Raw genomic sequence first — 20,659 nt, forward strand, 5'->3', positions numbered from 1 at the left:
CTCACGGTGCCTCACGCCCCTCGGCAGGAAGCACGACCACGCGCGGATGCTCAAGCTGCGCCGCCCGCCGTGCCGCACCGGTCTCCACCAGCACCGTGACCACCCGAGGCCCGCCCGCCGACTCCGGCTCCCTCACGCCCGTCACCGTCCCCGCCACCGCCGACGGCGCCGTCTCCTGATCACCCGCCGCTGCGGCACCGTCCGGGCCGGGCAGGACCGCAACACGCTCCCCGCGGGCGAGATCAGGCGGTGCGCCGCCCGGCTCCACGGCGAACGCCAACTGCGAGAACCCCCTCGGAGGGAAGACCGCGCTCGTGCCCACCTGGCCGGGAGCCAGCAACGATCCAGCGACCAGCGGCACCTTCGCCTGCCGCCCCAGCACGGTGCCCCGATCCGCGAGGGGCACCACACCTGCGTCGGCCGCCACCTCCACGGCACGCAGATCGGCCGACTTCAGCACCCGCCCGGCCGGCACATCGTGCGCCAGCACGAGAACCTGCTCCCGCTCCCCCACCGCCTGCCCCACCAGCGCGAAGCCGACCGCTGAGACCACCACAGCCCCGGTCCCCGCCCACACCCAGCCCAGTCTGCGGCGCCCGGCACCCGTCACTGCCGGCTGCTGTTCCGGGCCCGACCGGCGCACTCCTGGCACCCGCGATCCGCCGCCGCTCAGAGCCGAAGAAGACATGGGGGCACCCACAACTCACCTCGCGATCAGAAGAATTCCAACGTTCACCGGCCCGCCCACGCAGGTCAGGCCGCGCACTCAGCCCGGGTCGTCAGTGCGTGACGACGGTCTGTACTTCGTCCACCACCAGCTGCCGCTCAGCAGTCATCACCAGCCCCGGCACGACACCGGTCTGCCCGCCTCCATGCCAGTCGACATCCCAGGTGACCTGCACCGACACCGTGTACGCCCGGCCGGGCGTGGACAACGACGCCCGCTGATAGGTGTAACCGCAGTCCGGTGACGGCTCTTGTGGGCTGTAGGCATCCGAGTACGGAGTCCCCGGCCCCTGGCACACCACTCGCCCGCCCTCACCCATCGACCACACCGCCCGCCGCGGTCGGGCTGTCGCCGTCACAGTGACACCCTCCACTGAAGCCGACGCCGACACCGGCCCCCACGTAGAGTGCTCCACCCACATCCACGTGGGCACGTGAACCACCTGCGCGAAGTTCTCGTCCGGACTCGTATGGATCACGGGCTTCGGCAACTTCAGCCGCCTCATCGCCTGCTGGACGACCACCTCTACGGGCACCTGATGCCGGCCACCGGGCTTCGGCTTCTTCGCCTTCTTGCCGTCAAAACGCGGCAAAATCCCCATGCCACCGCCCAAGTCGTAATCCCAGCCACTCGAGGTCACCGTTGGCGGCCCATCCAGTCCACCACCGTCGGCCGCCTTCGCTGGCCCTCCTGGACCTGCCGACGTGCTCTTCCCCGAACTGCCCGCATTCCTCGTGACGCTCTTTGCCTCCGCATCGCAAGAGTGCGGACCGCAGGTGACGTTGGCGTACGCCGAGCCCCACGTTCCATCCGCCGATGCTGAAGGGCCCATTGCTGCGAGCAGGAGCACCAGAACGCAGACAGCGACAAAGTTCACCGTCAGACGACGCCTCGTCAGCACGATCCGGTCTCGTGCGCATAGAGGTCAGTGACCTTCCAAACTCCCTCGACACGGCGGACAGTCGCCTCCGTCCTGACATGCCCTCCTGGAACGTCGTCCTTCAGCTCACCATTCGCCTTGTACTGCAGCCAACCGGAGTCGTCCACGCAATCCTCCAGCACCACCTTGTTGGCGCTCGCCTTCACCACATGTGGATCCACTTTGGGCGACCCCTTACTGACAAGCCCTTCCTTTCTGGACTTCTGCAGCCCGTACCTCATGAGCGTCAGCGCCCCACCGGTGGCGTGATCATCCAGCAACGGAGACGCCGGGTCGGACGTCTGGGAGGCAAGGGCGAGATCTCGCCACATCGCCCGGTAGGCTCCGAGCGCCTCCCCGTTCTGTGCGCCGGGCGTGCGGGAAACCGTCGTGTCGACCGTTCTCTCCGGCAAGGACTTGGCATCGGAGGAATCGGCCGCGCAGCCTCCCAAGAACAATCCCGTCAGTGCCGCACTCGCCGCCGCCAGCAGTGCGACCGCGCTCCGTGCCGTACTCACCCAGCCCCCACATTCCGTCACCCATAACATTCGGGCGACCACTCTAAGTGATCAGGTGCGAGTGGAGATACCCACCGCGGTAGCGGTCAACCGCAATGGGTGGGGTGAATTCCGCTCCACAACGTGACGGTGCACTGCTCATATGACGGCTCACCACAAAGGTGGCTCGCGGCCACGCGTAGCACGGATCGGTGACGTACTCCAGGAACAACCGCAGCGCGTCCTCATGGCCCCGCCCCGTCGACACCGAGATCAACTTCGGTTCCAGACAGGGCAGCATGGTGAAGAACGCATCCACCTTCGCCACTTGCCACTGCCACGGGTACGTGCCGGTGAACATGGCGAGCCGCCGCACCAGCCGCCCTCGGCGCTTCCTCGTGCCCACCGAGTTGAGGAAGGGGGTGTGCTGCTGGGCCGCCCAGTCCTCCATCATCGCGGCGAACACCGCTGCCTCCGGGTCGGGATGGACCGCGCCTTCGGCGAGCAACCGACGTGCCGAGCCCGCTATGCCGGACGCCTCATTCAACATCGTTGCATCGAGTACGACGGCCACCCAATGGCCAGGCCGTCCGCGACTCGCCATCATTCCCTAGAATCAACAACCTCCAGGTCATCGCCGGGAACAGAATCCGCGCCATGTTGCATTGAATGCAATTCCGCTGGGAAAGTCAGCCACGCCACCTTCGTCTTCTTCTGGATTCGAAACCCCCAAGCACCTTTGGTGAGTTCATGGACGATGTGCAAGCCGCGCCCACGCTCGGACAGCAGCACGCACAGCGCTTCCAGGCCGCCCCCGCGGTTCTCCTCAACCGGGGCGTACGGTGACGTGACCAGGAATGCGGGGAGTTCCGGGAGTCGCGGGTCATGATCCTCGACTTCGCAGATGACTTCCACGGCGGTGCGGCACAGCCGCATCTCGTACGGGCCCACAGCGTGCTCGGTGGCATTGGCGATGAACTCGGAAACCGCCAGCACCACATCACTGACCACCTCGCCCTCGAAGCCGAGCTCGTCGAGAGCGCAGCGCAGGGCAGCCCGAGCCCGCGCCGGACCATCTGGGGTACAGGTCGTCCAGCGCCACACAACCCACGTGGTGACACCCAGGGGATAGCGTGCGGTCATCGCCGCCCTCCCCGAGCCGCATGACGCCCCCGTACGGCGCGCCGGTGGCGACCGCGGCCTGGCCGTACGCAATCGCACGCTTCAATCAGGGCGAACGGGCCGGCCACCGTCACGGACGGCAACAGCAGCACAGCGGTGAACAGAATCGGCGCCACGTCAGGGACCTCCCGGCGATCGCGATTGGAACGCGACCACCACACCGTGGGTCCACGAAGAGCGGAATACCTCTCTAACCAGTATTTTCCGGGTATTTCGAGTGGGGTGGCACTGAGCGTTTCAAGAGGTGTTCGGCCCGTTGGCGGAACCATTCGACGGGGCGGGGCTTCTTCGAGGAGCGCAGCTCAGTGCGAGTTCAGCGCCCGCAGCGCCGCGTTGATCACGTTCTGGGCGTCGGCGCCGTAGACCGCGGACTCCTGCAAGGTCTTCCAGACCTTCAGGTACGTGGCTACCGTGGCGTCGTCGTCCATCCACAGCTCCGCGTGCCAGGTCTCGGTAACCACTTGTCGGTCGTCGTAGATCCAGAAGCCCGCGCCAGGCGGCAGCTTCATCGAGGCCGTGAATGGAACAATTCCCAGCTCGACGGTCTTGAGGCCGATCACACCGGACAGGTAGGAGAGCTGGGCCGCAAGGTCGGCCGGCGGGCAGACCATGTGCCGCAGGACCGCCTCCGACAGGATGATGTGGTACTTGCGGCCCGGCTCGTACAGCAGACGTTGCCGCTCCATGCGGGCGTTCACGGCATCCTCAAGGTCGTCGAGCCGAGAGCCGTGCAAGCCGGCGAAATGTCGCAGGATGGCGCGGGCGTAGCCGGGTGTCTGAAGGATGCCAACGACCCAGGACGACTCCCACGCCTTCAGCACCGTCGCCCTGGCCTGCGCCTGGTTGTGAGCTGCCTGCACCGGGCGATGGCCTGCGGCCAGCTGACGCTTCCACGAACGGATCTGGGACTCGAACCCGCGGAGTCTGGCGAGGACTTCCTCGTACGCCTCAGGCCGACCGACCGCCTCCGTATACATGCGAAGGTCTTCCGGCGTGGCCGTCTGCTTGCCCAGCTCAAGCTTGGAGACCTTGGAAGCGGGCCAACCCAGACGCTCGGCGAGCTGTGCTCCGGTGAGCCGACCAGCAGGCGTCGTCAGCCGCAGTTCCCGCAGCCGCAGTCCCAGGCCTTCGCGCGCCTGCTGGTAGTCGGTGCTCAACGGACGTCCCTGCCTACTCCTCGGCCGCCACCACGGCCGCGAACTGCTCGTACGGGACGGCATAGTGCCATGCCGCGTCCCAGGCTTGGAGGTAGCGGTTCACGGCCGCGGGCTCGGTGATCAGTTCGGCCCCGGTCAGGTTGTCGGCTTCATCGAAGATGAGGCGGGCGACAAGTCGCGAGTCGAAGACCCAGAAGTCCGCTTGTGGCAGATGCAGGCGCTCGGCATCCCCGCGCCACAGGTTGTGGATCTTCTCGCCGAGCGCGCTGTTCTTCTCGGCGTACGCCAGGAGGTAGCGCTGCCCGACCGTTGCCGGGCGGTCGACGATGCGGACGCGTTCGATGCGGGCGCCCTGCGCGACCTGGTGCCGGATCGTGCGGCACCAGGCCGTGTCCATGTCCCATGCCGGTTGCTCGCCGCGAACGAACTGGGCGTAGGTCTCGTCGGCCTCGTCGGAGGCGTAGCGGCGGCGGGACTCGATGCGCCTCGCCGTGTGCCTGAAGTTCTCGAAGAGCTTGCCGAAGGCGTCCAGGCCGATGATCCGCGGCGTCTCGTCGCGCGGGCCGAAGTCGACGAGCGTATTGCGCGGCACGACGACTGCGACTTCGCGCTCGGCATCGAAGTACTGGAGCTGTCGCAGGTCGTCGCGGTCGGTGATGGGGCGCCCCTGGACGATGACCTCGCCGGAGTCGAGATCCTCGTGCACCGCGGGGCAGCCTCCTTCGCCGCTTCCGGTGCCGTTGAAGCGCAGCCGTCGGGCCATGCTCGTTCCCTTCGTCGGGGATTGATCCACCAAGCATCGCCAGGTGCGTCGGCCGGGACCACCCCCTCCTGCCAATCTTGCGAGAAATTCTAAGCTAGACAAGATGGATGTGGAGAAATAACGCGAAACCTTGCTCGCGCCAACCAACTCCTCCTCTCTACCGTCCCGTTCATGGCCGCGAAGAAGAAGCTGGACGTTGATCCGTACACGGTGGTGGAGAGCCTCAGGGCCGCGCTGGATGACGCAGGGATCGTCTTGCCGTCGCTGAGGGTCGACCCTGCGTCGCCCGAGCTGAAGCTCATCGAACTCGGGCGGGTCCGCGCCGATGTGGCCGACCGACTGGCGAACGCGCTTCGGCGAGGGGGCTGCGAGTGAGGGCAGAGGAAGAGCACCCAGACGGCACCCTGGTCATCGACACCCAGAGACGCAAGCTGGGCTACGTGACGGGGCACGCGGGCCCGTATGTCCAGCTCCGCCCAGTGAGCGGCGGACGCGAGTGGGACGCCGACCCCACTCGCGTCCGCCCCGCCACGGACTCCGAGCGGCTGACGGCGATGCGCGAGCGCACCCGGGCGCTCAACGCAGCCAGCAGCGGGGGGATCTTCCGATGAGCACGAAGGTCGTCGACACTTCGACCATGTCCGCCGAGTGCGCCCTGGCTCAGCGCCCCGGCTACACAGACCTACACCGTCAATGCAGCCAGACCGAGGATGTCCCGCTGCCTCACAGCGACGGAATCCTGCTCGTGCACCGCTGCACCTGCCCCCACCACGTCTACAACCGCGAGCTGGCAAACGCCGACTTGCTCCGCTTCCTCGACGGCACCGCCGCCGCCGGCCCCATACCCGACGGCGGCTACGAGCTTCAGCTCGAGCTTCCGGCCGAAGGCGCGTCGTGACGTGACAGCTGTCGCGTGTCTGACGGATTCTGCTCACTCGAAACGAGTGACCGGCCGGCGCACACTGACGGCGCCTCTGTCGGGGCAGGTCGCATCCGCACGCCCTGCACCTGGGTCGAGTAGGTTCCGGGATGGTGCTTGGGGCGGACGCAGACGTCCCGCTCGTCGTCCCTACCCCCTCGCGAGCCGGAAGCCGAGATCGTCATTGCGTACGAAGCACTGTCCTCGTCCCCGGTACGCCGCACGAGCCCTGTTGTGGCGGTGGCGCCACGAACCCCCACGGCATACACGGGCATCGCTGGGCGCGTCCGACGGACGGGCGTCCCGGTCGTAGGGATAGGGCTCCGGGGCGCTCGCCGTCCACTCAAAGACGTTGCCGGACAGATCGTCGATGCCTGCGGGGCTCCGCCCCTCGGTGAAAATGCCGACGGGGAGCGTGCTGCGCGCGTGGAATTCGAAGGTGTTCGACGCGAGCGCCTCGAAATCGTCCCCGTAGGGGAAGGCTCGCCCTCCGGCCGAGGCAGCGGCCTCCCATTCGTATTCGGTGGGCAGGCGGATCGTCGTGCTCGTCACCGCGGTGAGCCAGGCGCAGTAGGCCTCCGCCTCGTAGACGGAGACGCCGACGACGGGGGCGCTGGGGTGGGCGAGGAGGCTGTCGTACCAGTACGCCGGTGTGGATGGGGCTTCCGTGCCGTAGATGTCTGTCAGGGCCTTTTGGATGGCCTCGTCGGTCATGGTCGTGAGCTTCACCATGCTGACGGCCTGTTGCAGGGTGGCAGCGCCGGTGCGGAGCATGTCGATGGCGAGGGTGGGGCGGCGACGCAGGTTGTCGCGCTTCTTGCGCCACTCTGCGGTGATGAGGTCCTGGATGCCCTCGCCGGAGCGCCATCTGCGGGCGTGGGCGGAGTGCCACCACCGATCGTCTTCATAGCCGCCGGCGGCTATGAAGTGGGCGTACTCGGCGTTGGTGACAGGGCGGCGGGCCAGGTCGAACGTCGGTAGTTGCACCTCGTGGACGGGTCGTTCGAGGATGTACGAGGTGCCTTCGGCTCCGATGCGGTGGTTGCCGGCTGGGATGCGCGCGAACTCTGGAAGGAGCGCAGCACCGTGAGCGCTCTCGATGCGCGTCAGGCGAGGATCGCCCAGGACGCCGAGGATGCGGCCGTAGTGGATGCGGGCCCTTAGGTCCGTCGCCTGATCGGTGCTGCGGGCGACGAGCGTGTGCGTCACCTCGGTGCGCACGGCTGTGTCGACGTGTACGTCGGGGGCGGCCAGGCAGCGGCCTGCCAGGGCAGGATTGACGGCGAGGACGTTGCGGACGTACGCGTCGGGGTCCTCGGCGAGGGCAGCGGCCATGACTGCCGTCTCCTCCCAGCCGGTGGTCGGCAGCGGCGGTAGCGGCTCGCCGGGGGCGAGTTGCGTCAGGACCTCGGCAAGGGGCGGGGTTACGGCAGTGGCCGTGTCGGGGATGGCGAGGCGGGAGAAGTCGGGGGCTGCTGCAAGTTGGCGTGCGGCGAAGAATTCCTGGAGGAGCTGGTGGAAGAAGCGGATGGCTTCTTCGTCCTCATCGAGGATGCCGGTGTCGCAGCCGACGCGCAGGGAGGCCTCCGCGAGTCGGGCGAGCCCGTTGAGGAGGTCGACGGCCGTGTCGTAGTCGACGACGACGCTTCCTTTGTCCTCGCCGCGCTTGGTCTCCTGCATCTGGTACGCGAGGCGGGTCAGGGCGGGAACGAGGTGGCCGCGGTCCGGGAGCCAGAGCGGGTCGCGGACGCCGTCACGCAGGCGGCGTTGTTCCCGATCGGTGAGGAGCTCCGGGTCGGCGGTCCGTGGGTTGCCGGAGAGGATCTCGCGGCGGAGTAGTTCGCGGACCATGCCGGCGAACGCGTCGACACGCCCGACGGGGACCGTGCCCACGGCGCGGACCTGGTTGACCAGCAAGCGCAGCATGTATGGCGTGCGGTAGAACGACAGGGCTCGCGGGTCTCGGTTCAGAGCATCGTGGACAACGTCGGCCTGTTCGGGCAGGTGGAGGGCTATGTACTCCAGGACCTGGGCGCGGGTCATGGGTTCGAGGCGGATGTGTGGGACGCCGACGTCCTTGCTGCTGAGCATGGCGCCGTAGTCGAGGGTGCGGCAGGTGAACACGGCCCGGTTTCCGGGGACATCGCGGACGCATTCGTAGAGGAATGTCCTCCAAGCGTCGACGCGGCGGCGCAGGTCGGAAGCATCGAGGTGGGCGAGTTCGTTGAGGCCGTCCAGGAGCAGCAGGAGGCGACCGGACTCCAGAAAGTGCGCCAGCTCGGGCAGGTGCGGGTTGCGTGCCCTCCAGCGGTCCTCCAGCCAGCGGCGTGGGGCAGGCGGTTCGCCGGCGTTGAGACCGTATTCGGCCAGCGAGATGTTGAACGGGACGACCGGGTCGGAGGGGTGGGTCATTCCTTCTGCGGCCACGTCGAGTTCGAGGCGGCGCAGCAGTGTCGTCTTCCCGGACCCCGGCGCTCCCAGCAGTACGTACGCGAAGGAGTCGCTGCCGGCGAGGATGGTTTGGAGGTCGTCGGTGCGGCGGCTGCTTGGCGCGGTGACCCAGCGGTCGGAAGCGTCGGTGCCTTCGTCGTAGACCAGGGCGAGGCGGACGAAGCGGCGGTCGAGTTGGTAGCGCGGGGTGCACCATCGGGCGTAGCAAGACAGCATGTACTCGCGGACGCTGCGCGAAGGGTGGTCGCGGATGTCGTGGAGCTGCTGGTCGGTGAGGGCGACGGAGCGGTCGGGGTTGCGGATTGCTTCTTCGAGCGCGGCGAAGGCGCCGAGCAGGGTGCGGGGCGGGGCGAATGGGGTGGTGACCACAGCGTCGTCCGCCGAGGCCGCGTGAGGCCATGAGAATGAGCCGCGCAGCGCGGTGACGAGTGCGCTCGTGCGTGCCGCCCATTCGCTCTCGTCAGCCTGGGCTGTCCATTCCAAGCGCTGAAACGGGACCAGTTGGTAGTGCAGTTCGCAGCCGTCGATGCGCACCACGTGGATGGGCTTGCGGTGATCGTAGAAGAAGAACCACTCGTTGAAGACCTCGCGGGACTCCGTGGCCTTCTCAGTGAGGAGCACGACGAGGCGGTCGGCTGACCGTAGTGCCTGGTCGATAGAGGTGGCCCATCGATCGGTGTGCCGGATGCGTTCGGTGTCCACCCAGGCGTCGAAGCCTGCGGCTTCCAGTGCATCGTGGATACGCTGCGCGAGGGCAGCGGAGTCCCGCTGGTAGGAGATGAAAATCTTCTCCCGGAACACTGTCACACCTTCCCCCGACTACCTGCTCTCTTCAGCCACGGCCCAGGGTGAACCCCGCGTCGGCGGTCAGAAGGGTGCCGGTCATGTACGGCGACTCTGCGAGGAAGACGTATGCACCTGCGATGTCGTCGGGTGCGATGAACTGGCGCAGTGGGATGATGTCCAGCCAGGACTCCTTCAGCGCGTCGTCGGTCCGGTCCATGTATGAGGTCTCGACGAAGCCGGGAGCGACTGCATTCACCCGTACGTTCGGGGCGAGTTCCTTGGCCAGCGTGCGCGTGAAGTTGTTGACCGCTGCCTTGGCGGCGGAGTAAGCCATCACGCCTTCCCGGCCCGTCGCGTCGAAGCCGCGGATGGAGGAGGTGTTGATGATGGCGCCGGTGCCTCGCTCCTTCATGGTCCTGGCCGCCCGCACGGAGCACAACACAGTGGAGAGGAAGTTGATGTTCAGCATGCGCAGCCAGTGTTCCTTGGTGGAGTCAAGGATGGGCATGCCTTCGGTGAGGCCCGCGTTGTTCACCAGGACGTCGATCGGGCCGAACGCTTCCTCGGAGGCCGTGAAGAGCCGCTCGACGTCGGTGGTGTCGGCGACGTCGGCCTGCACGTACAGCGCGCTGCCGCCGTTCTCCTTGATTGTCTGGACGAGCGCCTCCCCTCCTGTGACGTCGCTGTGGGAGTTGACCACGACTTTCGCGCCGCGCTCCGCGAAAGCAAGCGCTACAGAGTGCCCGATTCCACGCGAGGAACCGGTGACGACGGCAACCTGACCGGAGAGCGGCATGATCTGTCCTTCGCTGATCGTGAATCAGTGATCTCGCACGGTAAGGTCACCGTATCGGATCAACACTCAACTAGCCTGCTTCTGCCTTGGTGTTGGACACGGATTCCTTGCTGACCATGGTGCCGGCGACGAGTACAAGACATGCGCCGAGCCAGGTGAGTGGCGCGGGATGTTCGCCCAGAAAGATCCAGCCGGCGACCAGTGCCGAGACCGGTTCGAGGTACAGCAGGATTCCCGCGGTCGTCACCGGCAGGCGCCTGAGGAAGGCGAGATAGGCCAGGAGCGCCAACGCGCTGTAGACCAGGCCAAGGCTGGTGATGACCAAGACGTCGACGCGGCTCGGCAGCTTCGGGTGGATGGTGAGCCAGGGCATCAAGAGCACTGCGGTGACCGCCAGTTGGACGGTGGCGACCTGTACGGTCGGGACGGTACTGAGCGTCTTCTTGCTGGCCAGCGTGGATCCGGCGTAGGCAAGCGCCGAAACGGCGATCAACGTCAGCCCGTCGAGACCGCCGGCCTGCCCCGGCTGGAGGACGAAGACGCTGCCGACCAGGGCCAGCGCCAGCGATGCCAGCTGGCCACGCGTGACACGTTCCTGGAGAGTGCAGTGGGCCAGCCCCGCGATGGCGAGCGGTGCGAGATAGATACCGAGCAGGACCGTGCCAATCGGCACCCGCTGCAAGGCCATCACGAACGTCAGCCAGTGCACAGCCAGGAGCGCTCCGGACCATAGCAATGAGCGCACTGCTGGTTTCCCGTAGCTGCGGATGCTCGCCCGGCCTCGCCCGCGCGGCGTGACCGCTTCCCACAGCCACAGAACCGCCGCACCCACCGCGGCGCGCCCGAACGCGATCGCTACGGCGGGAAGCGCACTTTCGCGGACCAGGACGCCACTGGTGCCCCACAAGACCGCCACGCCCGCTGTACCCAACGCCGGGCTGTAACGGCGCAGGGGCGCCGTGGACGCGGCTGTCACTGCGCGCTGGTGGCGGGGATGCCCGGTCGGTCGGCCAGCACGTCATCCGGTGCGCGTCCGTCGTGAACCACCGCACGCAGCATGCCTACGAAGCCGGGGATGTCGGGGCGGTTGTAGGTCTGCCTCCCAAAGCAGACGCCGGTGGCCCCCGCCGTGATCGCGCCGTGTGCGTTGGTCAGGGCCTCCCGAATCGACGTGCGAGGCCCACCTGCGACGATCACGGGTACCCCCATGGACGCTGTGGTGACCGAGGCGAAGGATTCAGGGTCGCCGGTGTACTGCGTCTTCACCATGTCCGCGCCGAGCTCCACCGCGATGCGCACGCAGTGGCGCACAAGATCCGCGTATCGGGCACGCTCGTGGTCTTTGAGTTCGAGGTAGTTGTCATCTGCTCCGTTATGGGTGCGCCGTGGGTACATGATGGCCAGGAGCGGCATCCCCCACCGTTCACAGTCCTCAGCGACCGCGCCCAGAGTCGAGAGCATGTCGGGCTCCTGGCGGTCCGACACATTCACGTGTACCGCGACTCCGTCGCATCCGTTACCTACGGCGCGCTCCACAGAGCTCACCGCGACCTTGCGGGTATGGACTCCGAGGACGGTGCTCGCGGTGAGGTTGGCGACGAAAGGGAGGCGTATGCCTCTCTCTGTGCACTGTGTGAGGAGGCGCGGGAAGCCGAGTATGGCGTCGGCCCCGCCCAAAGCCACCTCTCGCGCACGTGCCACAGGATCGGCGAGACCGGCGTAGGGCCCGTTGATGAGGTCGTCGTCGAAGGGCACCATCACCGTCCGGACACCGGGGACGATACGAGCGAGCCTGACTGTCTTGCCCATGGAAGTCACGGGGTCCCCTCTCGGGTCCGTCATGGTCAGCGCGGGGCTGAGGAATGGTGTGTTGGCCGGTATTGTGGCGGGCGGCGGACCGACGACCACCGGGAGGACGATCGCATGGACGCGGTGCGTGGACCACGGCGTACGGACTGGGTGCTGCGGCTCCAGGACGGCACGCTTCCTCACAGCATCGATCCCCTTGAGGAACTGCACCGGCTGGCGGCGGATTTGGATCCTGCGGACAGTCTGGCCGTTTTCGCGAACGTCGACGTACCGGAAATCGATATCGCGGACGACGCCGGGCCGACCATCCCTCCCGCTACCTGACGACGGCCGCCTTGATGTACACGCGGCGTCCGAACCGAGGCTCGTCCAGCAGCGTCAGTGACTCGACACGGAACCCGTACAGCGCCAACGCGCCTTCGCCGGTGAGCAAGCGCTGCTGCGCCGCCGTGTCCTGCGCGAACGTCGGGAACCGCCCTTGATAGCAGGCCAGGGCAGCACTTGCGCCAGCCTCCGTATCCCGAGCTTCGTGCACCACGCCAAACAACTGGACGCCTTGAAGGTGCTCGCCGTACTTGGGCGGCTGGTGCATCACCGTGGCTGCCGCGCGCGGATCACTCGCGGTGTTTCGACTGTGCTGGGTGGATCGCTCGCTGACGAAATACAGGTTCAGCTCCCCGTCATGGGCGAAGAACGCCGTGTTGATGTGCGCACCACCGGGCCCCGCCGTCGCTAGGGAGAACAGAGTGTTGTCGGCGAGCAATTCCTCCAGACTCGCGCGCAGTGCTTCATCGGTGTGATTGCCTGCTTGGGCGTCAAGCCGGTAGGACACGGGCGTATTCCTCCTGGTTAAGGCGGTGACTGAGTACGAGCAAGCACGGTGACGGAATTCAGGCGGCCTCCCGGCGGGCAAGCCACATCGTGTGCTCCCGTGAGATGGCCTCCTCAGCCTCGCTGCATCGACGTGACCATTGGACCTCGTCATCGGCCAGGGTCTCCAAGCCCGCTTTCACTAATAGCAGTTCGTGCGCGGTGAGCGAGTAGGCGGCTGCCAGCGGACGGTACTGCTTGAGCTGCGTCCATGCGGTAGCGGCAGCCGCAATAGCCGAGGCGCATCCCAGCCCGTCGTAGTCGAGCAGGCCGAAGGCACGCAGGAACCCTCCCGCTAGGCCGAGTGACGTCGCGATAAACGCCGCAGCCGCCCACCGGCGAGCCATGCGCGTGAACGTGGCGGCTTTGGATGTGTACCAGGTGTACTCGGCGTCCAAGCGTCCTTGTATATACGCCTGTTGCCGAAGCCGGAGAGGCTGGCTGCGCAGGTGTCGCATCTGATCGGTGATCTCGGCTTGGCCGCCGGCATCGATGAGCCAGCCGACGTCACGGAGGTCGCGCAGGATGCTCGACATGTCCTGCAGCAGCCGCTCGCTTGCCGCCTCCTCGCTACCCGTGAAGGGCTCCGCCCGCACCGCGTACTTCCACGACAGAGTGCGTAGCGATTCGGCCGCCGCACGCCCTCGGTACCAGGCACGCTGAGGGTTCTTCGCGGTCAGCCACAAAGCCGGTGCGAGCGAGGACAAGAGCGCGATTGACGCGATGAGTGCGCCCAAATCAAGGCCGTTGCCGAGCTGGATGTCGACGCCGCCCAGCACGGCTCCGGCGACCAGCATGGACAGCTGGAGAGCGGACCATCGGACTGTATCCGACTGACCAGCCAGAGAGGCAGCGTCCGCGGAGCGGAACATGGACGGAAGACCGTCATCGGTCAAGATCAGGTCGCTCGGTCCCCCAGACATGCCCACGATCATGACGATCGCAGGAAGGGTGCGCAAGGACTTCTCGGCAACGAGCCCAGTAGTCACAGGGCTCCGTCCGATGATGCCCTTTCCTCAGCCTGTCAGGCAGACCATAGAACAAATTTCCGCACCTGCTCGACCCCTGCCGAAACGGCCTCCTCCACGATGTCGGCGGAGCGACTGCTACTGGCCGCGCGGACGCCGTCGTGTCGCAGGGCGACGTTACGGTGAACGCTTCCAAGCCAGCGCCACGACCGCGCTTGCCGATCATTCATGGCGCAGGCCGGGAAGGAGCCGTCGTCCAAGCGGCGCAGGACCGGTGGCTTGCTCACTGGCTCCGAACCGGCCTGCGGGCACTGCCGCGAGCGCGTACGGCATCCCCCCGCGAGGACGCCGCCCCACACCGAGGTCCGTTGGCCGCCGATCGATCGTCTCTGCCCCTCGGGGGATCGCAACCTGCTGGAATGTGCCAGCGACCCCGGGCTACGCGTAAACGGGATGGCTCCAGGGGCCGCGTGGACTACCGTGTAGCTATGAGTCGTTGTACAGCCCCGGCCCAGGGTCATCGGACCGCCAGCGGACGTGCGGCGTGCCCCGCGTGCAGCGGCGGAGGCTACGGGTACTCATCGTCCCGGTCCTATGACCCGCCGCCGGTTTACACGTCGCGGAGCAGTGGCGGGGGCAGCTCCAGTAGCGGCAGAACGAGGGCGCCTTGGTCACCGAGTACCTCCTCCGTGACTTACACGCCTGCCGAGGTGAAGGCGCTGACTCCCGTTCGCCGCACCGCCGAGTTGCGTGCGCGTCAAGAGCCAGACCTTCGCGATGTCTTCCTCTGCCACGCATGGGACGACCGGCGCGGTGCTGCTAAGGAGTTGCACGACCTGCTGGAAGCAGAGGGCGTGTCGGTCTGGTTCAGCGAGAAGGACATTGTGCTCGGCCAACCGTTCATGCGGGAAATCGACAGAGGCCTGGCGAGGTCGCGTACAGGTCTCGTCCTGGTCACCCCTGCGCTACTGAAACGCATCGACCGCGGTGGCGTCTCTGACAAGGAGCTCTCGGAGCTCCTTGCGCGTGACCTGCTTCTCCCTGTCGTGCACGAGACGACCTACGGCGAACTCCGGAACATCAGCCCCTTGCTTGCATCCCGAAACGGGTTGGACACGGCGGATGATTCGATGGCAGAAATTGCCACCAAGATCGCCGAGCTGGTCGCCGTTGAGGACGATCTGACCGCGCCGCCCACACCGGCGAACTAGTCTTCCGAGTCAGGAATTCTATTCAGATAAATGGCGAGGCGTTCGAGGATCTCATCCGCGGTCTTCGCCCATACGTAGGGCTTGGGATCGCTGTTCCACGCGGCGATCCAGGAGCGCATGTCCTTCTCCAGGGCGCGGACGGTTTTGTGGACGCCTCGTCGTATCTGCTTGTTGGTCAGCTCGGCGAACCAGCGTTCCACCAGGTTGAGCCAGGACGATCCGGTGGGCGTGAAGTGCAGGCGGAAGCGGGGGCCAGCCGATCACCTTGCCGGTGGCCACCTCCAGGGAGGGGGTCGATTTCAGAGCGATGCGACGGCCATCACCACCGACCAACGCGTGCCCTCCAGTGCCGACCCGGCTGTCCACGTTCTGCTGCCCGCAACACCGGCCGTCACGGCCGAGGCGGCGGTAATCAGCGGCACGGCGACGTCGCTCTCGTAGCCACGCTGCCACAACATCACGTCCGTCCTCACGGGACGGTCCGGCCCCCTGGCCACCGCACCCGCCGACGTTCACGGCCTGACGACCATGCTGACCACCCTGACAGCCGCCAGGGCGGACCTGCCCCTGGCTCCCCGCCTCACCGCCCCACCGATTCCCATCACGTTCACTCTCGGCACCAGAGACGTCCGAGCCATAGGCCTCACCCATGCTCGGCGGCCTCCGCTCGCAGTGAAGCCCGCGCAGCTCGGGACCGCCACGGACCCGGCCCTGCACTGCCCCCTCGGCAACGGAACCGACGCTGCCGCCTGGAGGGCGCTCCAGGCCCTCACCGCACACCTCAAGGTCGGCATTCCAGAGACGGGAAGGCACACGTGATGCACCGAGTCTCGTCCCGATGTTCAGCGGAACTGCACCATCAGCTCACGTCGCCCATCAGGGCATCGAGGAGTGCGCCGGCCTCGCGGCGGCTCAGCAGCTCGTGGAAGCGCTCGTTGCGGAAGTTCCGCAGGCATGCGTAGCAGCTGCTCTCCGGGCCGCACTCGCAGGCTGCCACCCGGGCAAGTGCCGCAGAGACAACCGGTTCGAGCTGCCTGCCCATGGACACGGCGTTGCCCGCACCACCCGGAGTGGTGTCGAAGAGAAGCAGGGACGGCATGCCGTCGGCGCCGGTGTGAACCGTGCCGTCGATGTCGTCGCGGCTGATCTCCAGGTGTGCGGCAGCACCTTCGAGCAGAGCGTACAGGCCGGAGCGCAGACGGGCCGCGGTGGCGGTCAAGGCTGTGAGGGGGTCCAGATGGATCTGAAGGAAGTCGGTCTGGTATCGGTGAGCGAGGGAGACGACCCGGAGGGGGCCCGTGCACTGGGTGTCTTTCAGCAGGTGCGGGTGGCCGCCGCGCAGAGGCCCGGCCTGAGCGTGCGGACGGCCCCAGCCGCACCAGTCGCAGATCTGATATCCGGCGCCGGCCGGTCCCTCGGAGACGACCACCATCTCTCCCCGGGTGCCCGCCGACCAGGGCGTGGTGTGGCCGGAGACGAAGGTAGTCGCGCCTTCGTGGAGGTCGGCGGTGTCGGTGGACATGTGGACGTCGCCGTACCAGGACCGTCGTGGCGGGGTCTGTCCCGGGCGGCGCTGGGGTCCGCGCGCGGCGACGAATCCGTAGAGCGGTTCGACGTACCGGCGTTGCGCGGCCGCGGACTGCGTGCCGCAGGCGGCGCAGACGGGGTCCACAGGTTCGGTGGCCTCCCGGTAGCGGCCGCAGGCCGCGCACACGGCGTAGTGGCGGCTGACCAGTTCGCGATCCGGCAGCCGGTAGACGCCGGCGGACGTCCACAGATGGCCGCCCGCCACGATCTCGGCACCCGGGGCGTACTCATGGACGGCGGCGCTCAGGTCGCGGGTGAGTTCGAGTTGCCCCGAGACGGCGCCGCCCTCCTGGGGGATGCGCAGTTCGACGGTGTCCACGGGGAAGCCGTACTTGGGCAGCACGTTGCGGTTGGCGAGGACGCCGAGCAGTTCGCGTTGGGTGAGGTTGCGGATGACCTTCTCGTACATCTCCGCCTGCCGGTACTTGCGGGCGGCCGCCGCCTGGTCGCGGCGCTCGCTGTACGAGGTGACGTCCTGGTCGAGGATCTGCTGTGCGGCGCGCAGGAGCCGGTCCAGTTCGGCGACCCAGTCGCCGGAGTCGACGCCGATCTCCTTCTGGACCTGTTCGGGGAGAACCCGGCGCAGGGAGGCCATGACGCTGCCCGGAACGGGGGCCAGCCAGTCGCGCACCGTGTGGGCGGCGATCTCGCCGGTCGTGTCGTCGGGGAGGAAGAACTCGCCCGCCTTGCGCCAGATCCGGCCCCGCTCGTCCTTCATGGCGCGGAAGAAGGCGGCGAGCGCAATGGAGTGGGCGTGGCGGCGGTCGATCCGGACGTTGTCGACGGGGACGATCGGGGCCCGTACCTCCCCGGCGATCATCCGCTCGGGCTCCGCGAACCGGGCGAGGTCGTGGGGGCGCCGCTGCGCGTAGGTGAGGACCAGCGCGGCCGAGTCGGCGCGGCGGCCGGCGCGGCCGGCACGCTGGACGTAGTTGGCGGTGGAGGGCGGCATGTTGCGCAGGACGACGGCCTGGAGTTCACCGACGTCGACGCCGAGTTCGAAGGTCGTGGAGCAGGACAGGGCGTTGACCTGCCCTCGGACGAACTCCCCCTGGATCTCGGCGGCCTTCTCCCCGGTCCACTGCGCGGTGTGCTCCTGGGCGCGCAGCGGGACCGGGTCGAAGGTCAGGTAGAGGCGCCGCAGGTGCTCGTCCGTCTCGGCAGACGGCTTGAACTCCTCCAGGCGGCCTGTGCAGCGCAGCGTCGGGCACACGCCGCGCACGGACACCGCGGTGATGCGGCGGCAGCGGTCGCAGGCGTACAGCGGACCGCTGTCCGCCGTCACCGGCCGCAACCGCAGCCAGGCGTGGTCGAGCCGGCGTACGACGCCGATCCCGGGCTGGTTCTCGGACGGCAGCCAGTCGGCGAGGTGACCTGTCGTGAGGTCGGTCCACAGGCGGTTCAGGACATCGAGCGCGGCCGCCCGTCGTTCGCCCTGGTGGCCGAGGGCGTCGAGTATGCGTACGAGGTAGTCGACGCGCCGGTTAGAGGCGCTGGCGGCGCTGGGCAGCCAGCTGATCACCCTGCGCTTGGACTCGGAGCCCTGGGAGCGGACCCAGATGGGCCCCTTACGCGGGGCGAACGCCTCGTCACCCGCGTCGACGTCCTCGGGCATGGTGAGCGCACCCTGGTTGCGCAGGGTACGCAGGAGCTCCTGCAGCAGCAGCCACGCCTCGTCGTCCGTGAGGCCGAGTGAGGTCAGGGGGGCGGGCGGCTGCCAGTAGGGCTCGCGGTCGATGTCGATCCGGAGCAGGCCGAGGCCTTCGAGTGACTGGCGGTCGTCGAGGCTGAGCACTTCCTGCATCACCCACAGGGCCACTTCGCGCTGCTTGGCCTGGCGGGAGTCGTTGCGGCGGAAGACTCCGGCGCGGTCGGCGGCGCGGATGGTGTGGGCAACGAGGTCGTCGATGTGCAGGGGTTCATCGGGGTCGGGGCATCCCTGCCGGACGGCCTGGGTGATCAGGCGCCGGTGCTGGATGCGGGTGTAGGAGTCCTCCAGGTAGGGCGCGAAGTACGCGGCGGCCTGTCGGCTGTCGCTGAAGAACAGCAGCTTGCGGCCCTGTCCGGGCAGGGCGGCGGCCGGGCCGTCGGTCGCCGGAGGCAGCGCCTGGTAGAGGGCGGTGCTGAGGACGGCGGCCGAGGCCTCGTTGCCCGCCTCGAACAGGCGGATCATGCCGTGGCCGCGCGCTCCGCAGGCGAGGCATGCGGCCGGGGTGCCCTCGTGCGTGTCGAGCTGGTGGACGCGGCGCAGTTCGGTGCCGCCGCAATCGGGTGCGGTGCAGGATGCCGTGGCGGCGGGATGCACGGCCGCGCAGCGGGTGCACAGTCTGCGTTCCTTGAGGCCGCCCTTGGCGCTGTCGCCGAGTGTCTCGTCGTCCTCGTCGGCGCCGGTGTCCGAGCCGTCCCCGTCGAGGAGCAGCCAGGTGTGGGGGCTGTCGGGGGACTTGCGGTGTGCGAGGCGGGCCTGCGCCCCCTGGCCGGTGAAGGTGCCGTGCAGGTGTACGGCACCGCAGCGGCGGCAGGCGCCCAGTTCGAAGGAGGGGCGGGTGCACCGCGCGCAGGTCTCGTGGCGGGCCAGGTCGAGGTGGGGGCCTGCCGGGTCGAGGCAGGTGAAGGCGCCTTCCGTGGCGCGTGCGAAGAGGTGGTAGCGGGCGGAGAGCACGGGAGCGCCGTCGGTGTCGGTCACCTGGCTGGCGAGTTGGATGAGCGCGGTGACCGCCGCGGGTCCGACGGGGTCGCCGGGGAAGACGTCGCGGGCGATCTCGTGCACGGGCCGGGGTCCGTCGGCGAGTGCCCGGCGCAGAGCCGCGGTGCCGGCTTCAGCGGCAAGGGCGGTGGCCGCGGTCGTGCCGGCGGGCAGGCCGTGCATGCGCGCGGCCGACACGATCTCCGGTTCGGGGTCCGCGGTCGTGGCCAGGCGCAGGTATTCGGTGGTCGGCAGCGGTCCCCAGTGCGGGCCGTCGGGTGTGGCGACCCGGGTGGCGGTGACCAGGTCCTGGGCGGCGGGGTCGCTCGCGTCCCAGCGGAAGGGGACGTCGAAGAGGGCCTGGGCGAAGGCGGTGACGGCGGCCGGGTTCTCCTCCGCGCCGACGGTGGCGCTGGTGGCGATGGCCTGGATCACCCGTCCCTGCCCCACTCGGTCCTTCAGTCGGCGCAGCAGCATGGCGAGTTCCGCGCCGCGTGCTCCGTCGTAGACGTGGGCCTCGTCGACGACGACGAACCGCCAGGAACCCGCCTGGTCTCCCTCGAAGAGGTCCATGTCCTGGGGGCGGAGCAGCAGGTATTCCAGCATGGCGTAGTTGGTGAGCAGGATGTGGGGCGGTGTGGCGCGCATCTCGCGACGGCTGAGCAGTTCGTTGGGCAGGCGCGGTTCGCCGGGGTTGAGCTGTTCGAAGGTATCGGCGGCGCGCTGCGGATCGTCCTTGGTGTCGCCGGTGTAGCGGCCGAAGGTGAGGTGGGGGGTGTCGACGAGCAGTCGGCGCAGTCGCTTCATCTGGTCGTTGGCCAGGGCGTTCATCGGGTAGAGCAGCAGGGCGCGGACGCCGGGTCCGAGGGTGCCGCGGGCGTGTTCGGCGGCGAGGGCGTTGAGGACGGGCAGGAGGAAGCTCTCGGTCTTGCCGGAGCCGGTGCCGGTGGCCACGACGAGGTTGCGTCCGGCGACGGCCTTGCGCAGCGCCTGCTCCTGGTGCCGGTACAGGGGACGGTCGGCGGGCAGTGCGGGGCCGGTCAGCTGCCGGAACGCGGGGTCGAGTACGCCCTCTGCGACGAGTTCGTTCAAGGTGGCGCCCGGCGCGTAGGCGGGCGTGGCCTCCAGCAGTGGCCCTTTGGTGAGCAGAGGACTGGTGTCGATGGCATGGGCGAGAGCCTCGGCCAGGCGGGGCTCGCGCAAGGGCAGCAGGGAACGCAGATAGCGGCGGTAGGTGTCGCTGATCATGGTGGAGGTGGCGAGCGGGTCGAGGCTGTGCACGGGAGGCTCCGATGTGGCGGTTGGCTTTGGACGAGCGGTGGGGCGGTACC

21 protein-coding genes and 1 pseudogene are annotated in these 20,659 nt (G+C 68.0%); 6 read left to right on the forward strand and 16 right to left on the reverse strand.

Annotated features, from left to right (window positions below; all coding sequences use genetic code 11):
* Window position 1: 1 nt before the first annotated feature.
* The 7 genes from BFF78_RS08295 to BFF78_RS08325 all read right to left on the reverse strand — a co-directional run bounded on the left by BFF78_RS08295 (window position 2) and on the right by BFF78_RS08325 (window position 5,245).
* Complete coding sequence (locus tag BFF78_RS08295; protein ID WP_227025764.1) at window positions 2-556, reverse strand: SAF domain-containing protein; 555 nt, start codon at window positions 554-556, stop codon at window positions 2-4.
* 223 nt (window positions 557-779) lie between these two features.
* Window positions 780-1,340, reverse strand: a complete 561-nt coding sequence (locus tag BFF78_RS08300; protein WP_227025765.1) for a hypothetical protein — start codon at window positions 1,338-1,340, stop codon at window positions 780-782.
* Window positions 1,341-1,621: 281 nt separating this feature from the next.
* Complete coding sequence (locus tag BFF78_RS08305; protein ID WP_227025766.1) at window positions 1,622-2,164, reverse strand: hypothetical protein; 543 nt, start codon at window positions 2,162-2,164, stop codon at window positions 1,622-1,624.
* 43 nt (window positions 2,165-2,207) lie between these two features.
* On the reverse strand, window positions 2,208-2,717 hold the full coding sequence (locus BFF78_RS08310; RefSeq protein WP_069777690.1) for a hypothetical protein: 510 nt from the start codon (window positions 2,715-2,717) through the stop codon (window positions 2,208-2,210).
* A 29-nt stretch (window positions 2,718-2,746) separates the two neighbouring features.
* Window positions 2,747-3,286 (reverse strand): ATP-binding protein, encoded by a 540-nt coding sequence (locus BFF78_RS08315; protein WP_069777691.1) that lies wholly within the window; start codon window positions 3,284-3,286, stop codon window positions 2,747-2,749.
* Between the two features lie 341 nt (window positions 3,287-3,627).
* A complete protein-coding gene (locus tag BFF78_RS08320; protein WP_069777692.1) occupies window positions 3,628-4,482 on the reverse strand; it encodes a helix-turn-helix domain-containing protein in 855 nt (284 codons plus the stop codon).
* Between the two features lie 13 nt (window positions 4,483-4,495).
* Window positions 4,496-5,245, reverse strand: a complete 750-nt coding sequence (locus BFF78_RS08325; protein ID WP_069777693.1) for a DUF6879 family protein — start codon at window positions 5,243-5,245, stop codon at window positions 4,496-4,498.
* 171 nt (window positions 5,246-5,416) lie between these two features.
* Between BFF78_RS08325 and BFF78_RS08330 the strand changes: the two genes are divergently transcribed.
* From BFF78_RS08330 to BFF78_RS08340, 3 genes are read left to right on the forward strand one after another with little or no spacing between them, the layout of a single operon-like run.
* Window positions 5,417-5,620, forward strand: coding sequence for a hypothetical protein (locus BFF78_RS08330; protein WP_069777694.1), 204 nt, complete (start codon window positions 5,417-5,419; stop codon window positions 5,618-5,620).
* Window positions 5,617-5,856 carry a hypothetical protein gene (locus BFF78_RS08335; protein ID WP_069777695.1) on the forward strand — a complete coding sequence of 80 codons (240 nt, stop codon included), beginning with the start codon at window positions 5,617-5,619 and terminating at the stop codon, window positions 5,854-5,856. The genes BFF78_RS08330 and BFF78_RS08335 overlap by 4 nt, the downstream gene beginning before the upstream one ends.
* Complete coding sequence (locus BFF78_RS08340; protein WP_069777696.1) at window positions 5,853-6,143, forward strand: hypothetical protein; 291 nt, start codon at window positions 5,853-5,855, stop codon at window positions 6,141-6,143. The genes BFF78_RS08335 and BFF78_RS08340 overlap by 4 nt, the downstream gene beginning before the upstream one ends.
* Before the next feature lie 171 nt (window positions 6,144-6,314).
* Here the strand turns inward: BFF78_RS08340 and BFF78_RS08345 are convergent, their stop codons facing one another.
* The 4 genes from BFF78_RS08345 to BFF78_RS08360 all read right to left on the reverse strand — a co-directional run bounded on the left by BFF78_RS08345 (window position 6,315) and on the right by BFF78_RS08360 (window position 12,006).
* The gene (locus BFF78_RS08345; RefSeq protein ID WP_069777697.1) at window positions 6,315-9,416 is read right to left on the reverse strand and encodes an SUMF1/EgtB/PvdO family nonheme iron enzyme; all 3,102 of its coding nucleotides are present in this window, start codon (window positions 9,414-9,416) and stop codon (window positions 6,315-6,317) included.
* A 31-nt stretch (window positions 9,417-9,447) separates the two neighbouring features.
* Window positions 9,448-10,197: an SDR family NAD(P)-dependent oxidoreductase gene (locus BFF78_RS08350; RefSeq protein ID WP_069777698.1), complete on the reverse strand. Its 750-nt coding sequence runs from the start codon at window positions 10,195-10,197 to the stop codon at window positions 9,448-9,450.
* Window positions 10,198-10,267: 70 nt separating this feature from the next.
* Window positions 10,268-11,113, reverse strand: coding sequence for a DMT family transporter (locus tag BFF78_RS08355; RefSeq protein WP_159032970.1), 846 nt, complete (start codon window positions 11,111-11,113; stop codon window positions 10,268-10,270).
* Between the two features lie 56 nt (window positions 11,114-11,169).
* The gene (locus BFF78_RS08360) at window positions 11,170-12,006 is read right to left on the reverse strand and encodes a beta/alpha barrel domain-containing protein (protein WP_159032971.1); all 837 of its coding nucleotides are present in this window, start codon (window positions 12,004-12,006) and stop codon (window positions 11,170-11,172) included.
* 114 nt (window positions 12,007-12,120) lie between these two features.
* On the opposite strand from BFF78_RS08360, the gene BFF78_RS46065 reads away from it, so the two are divergent.
* The gene (locus BFF78_RS46065; protein WP_159032972.1) at window positions 12,121-12,330 is read left to right on the forward strand and encodes a hypothetical protein; all 210 of its coding nucleotides are present in this window, start codon (window positions 12,121-12,123) and stop codon (window positions 12,328-12,330) included.
* On the opposite strand, the gene BFF78_RS08365 is transcribed toward BFF78_RS46065, so the two are convergent.
* Together BFF78_RS08365 and BFF78_RS08370 are read right to left on the reverse strand one after the other, a co-directional pair.
* Complete coding sequence (locus BFF78_RS08365) at window positions 12,323-12,838, reverse strand: pyridoxamine 5'-phosphate oxidase family protein (RefSeq protein ID WP_069777700.1); 516 nt, start codon at window positions 12,836-12,838, stop codon at window positions 12,323-12,325. The two genes, BFF78_RS46065 and BFF78_RS08365, sit on opposite strands and share 8 nt — an antisense overlap.
* Before the next feature lie 58 nt (window positions 12,839-12,896).
* The gene (locus tag BFF78_RS08370) at window positions 12,897-13,865 is read right to left on the reverse strand and encodes a DUF4231 domain-containing protein (RefSeq protein WP_069777701.1); all 969 of its coding nucleotides are present in this window, start codon (window positions 13,863-13,865) and stop codon (window positions 12,897-12,899) included.
* A 668-nt stretch (window positions 13,866-14,533) separates the two neighbouring features.
* On the opposite strand from BFF78_RS08370, the gene BFF78_RS08375 reads away from it, so the two are divergent.
* The gene (locus BFF78_RS08375) at window positions 14,534-15,055 is read left to right on the forward strand and encodes a toll/interleukin-1 receptor domain-containing protein (protein ID WP_227025767.1); all 522 of its coding nucleotides are present in this window, start codon (window positions 14,534-14,536) and stop codon (window positions 15,053-15,055) included.
* Here BFF78_RS08375 and BFF78_RS08380 read toward each other — a convergent pair.
* Both BFF78_RS08380 and BFF78_RS46070 read right to left on the reverse strand, forming a co-directional pair.
* Window positions 15,052-15,306, reverse strand: a pseudogene (locus BFF78_RS08380) (IS630 family transposase); the annotation flags it as partial. The gene BFF78_RS08375 and the pseudogene BFF78_RS08380 overlap by 4 nt on opposite strands.
* A 48-nt stretch (window positions 15,307-15,354) precedes the next feature.
* A complete protein-coding gene (locus BFF78_RS46070; RefSeq protein ID WP_159032973.1) occupies window positions 15,355-15,513 on the reverse strand; it encodes a hypothetical protein in 159 nt (52 codons plus the stop codon).
* Between the two features lie 31 nt (window positions 15,514-15,544).
* Here BFF78_RS46070 and BFF78_RS48040 point away from each other — a divergent pair, with 31 nt between their 5' ends.
* Window positions 15,545-15,874, forward strand: a complete 330-nt coding sequence (locus tag BFF78_RS48040) for a DUF6177 family protein (protein ID WP_227026124.1) — start codon at window positions 15,545-15,547, stop codon at window positions 15,872-15,874.
* A gap of 40 nt (window positions 15,875-15,914) precedes the next feature.
* Here BFF78_RS48040 and BFF78_RS08390 read toward each other — a convergent pair whose 3' ends face one another.
* Window positions 15,915-20,609, reverse strand: a complete 4,695-nt coding sequence (locus tag BFF78_RS08390) for a DEAD/DEAH box helicase (protein ID WP_079161218.1) — start codon at window positions 20,607-20,609, stop codon at window positions 15,915-15,917.
* Window positions 20,610-20,659 lie beyond the last annotated feature (50 nt).

Source organism: Streptomyces fodineus (assembly GCF_001735805.1).
GTDB lineage: Bacteria > Actinomycetota > Actinomycetes > Streptomycetales > Streptomycetaceae > Streptomyces > Streptomyces fodineus.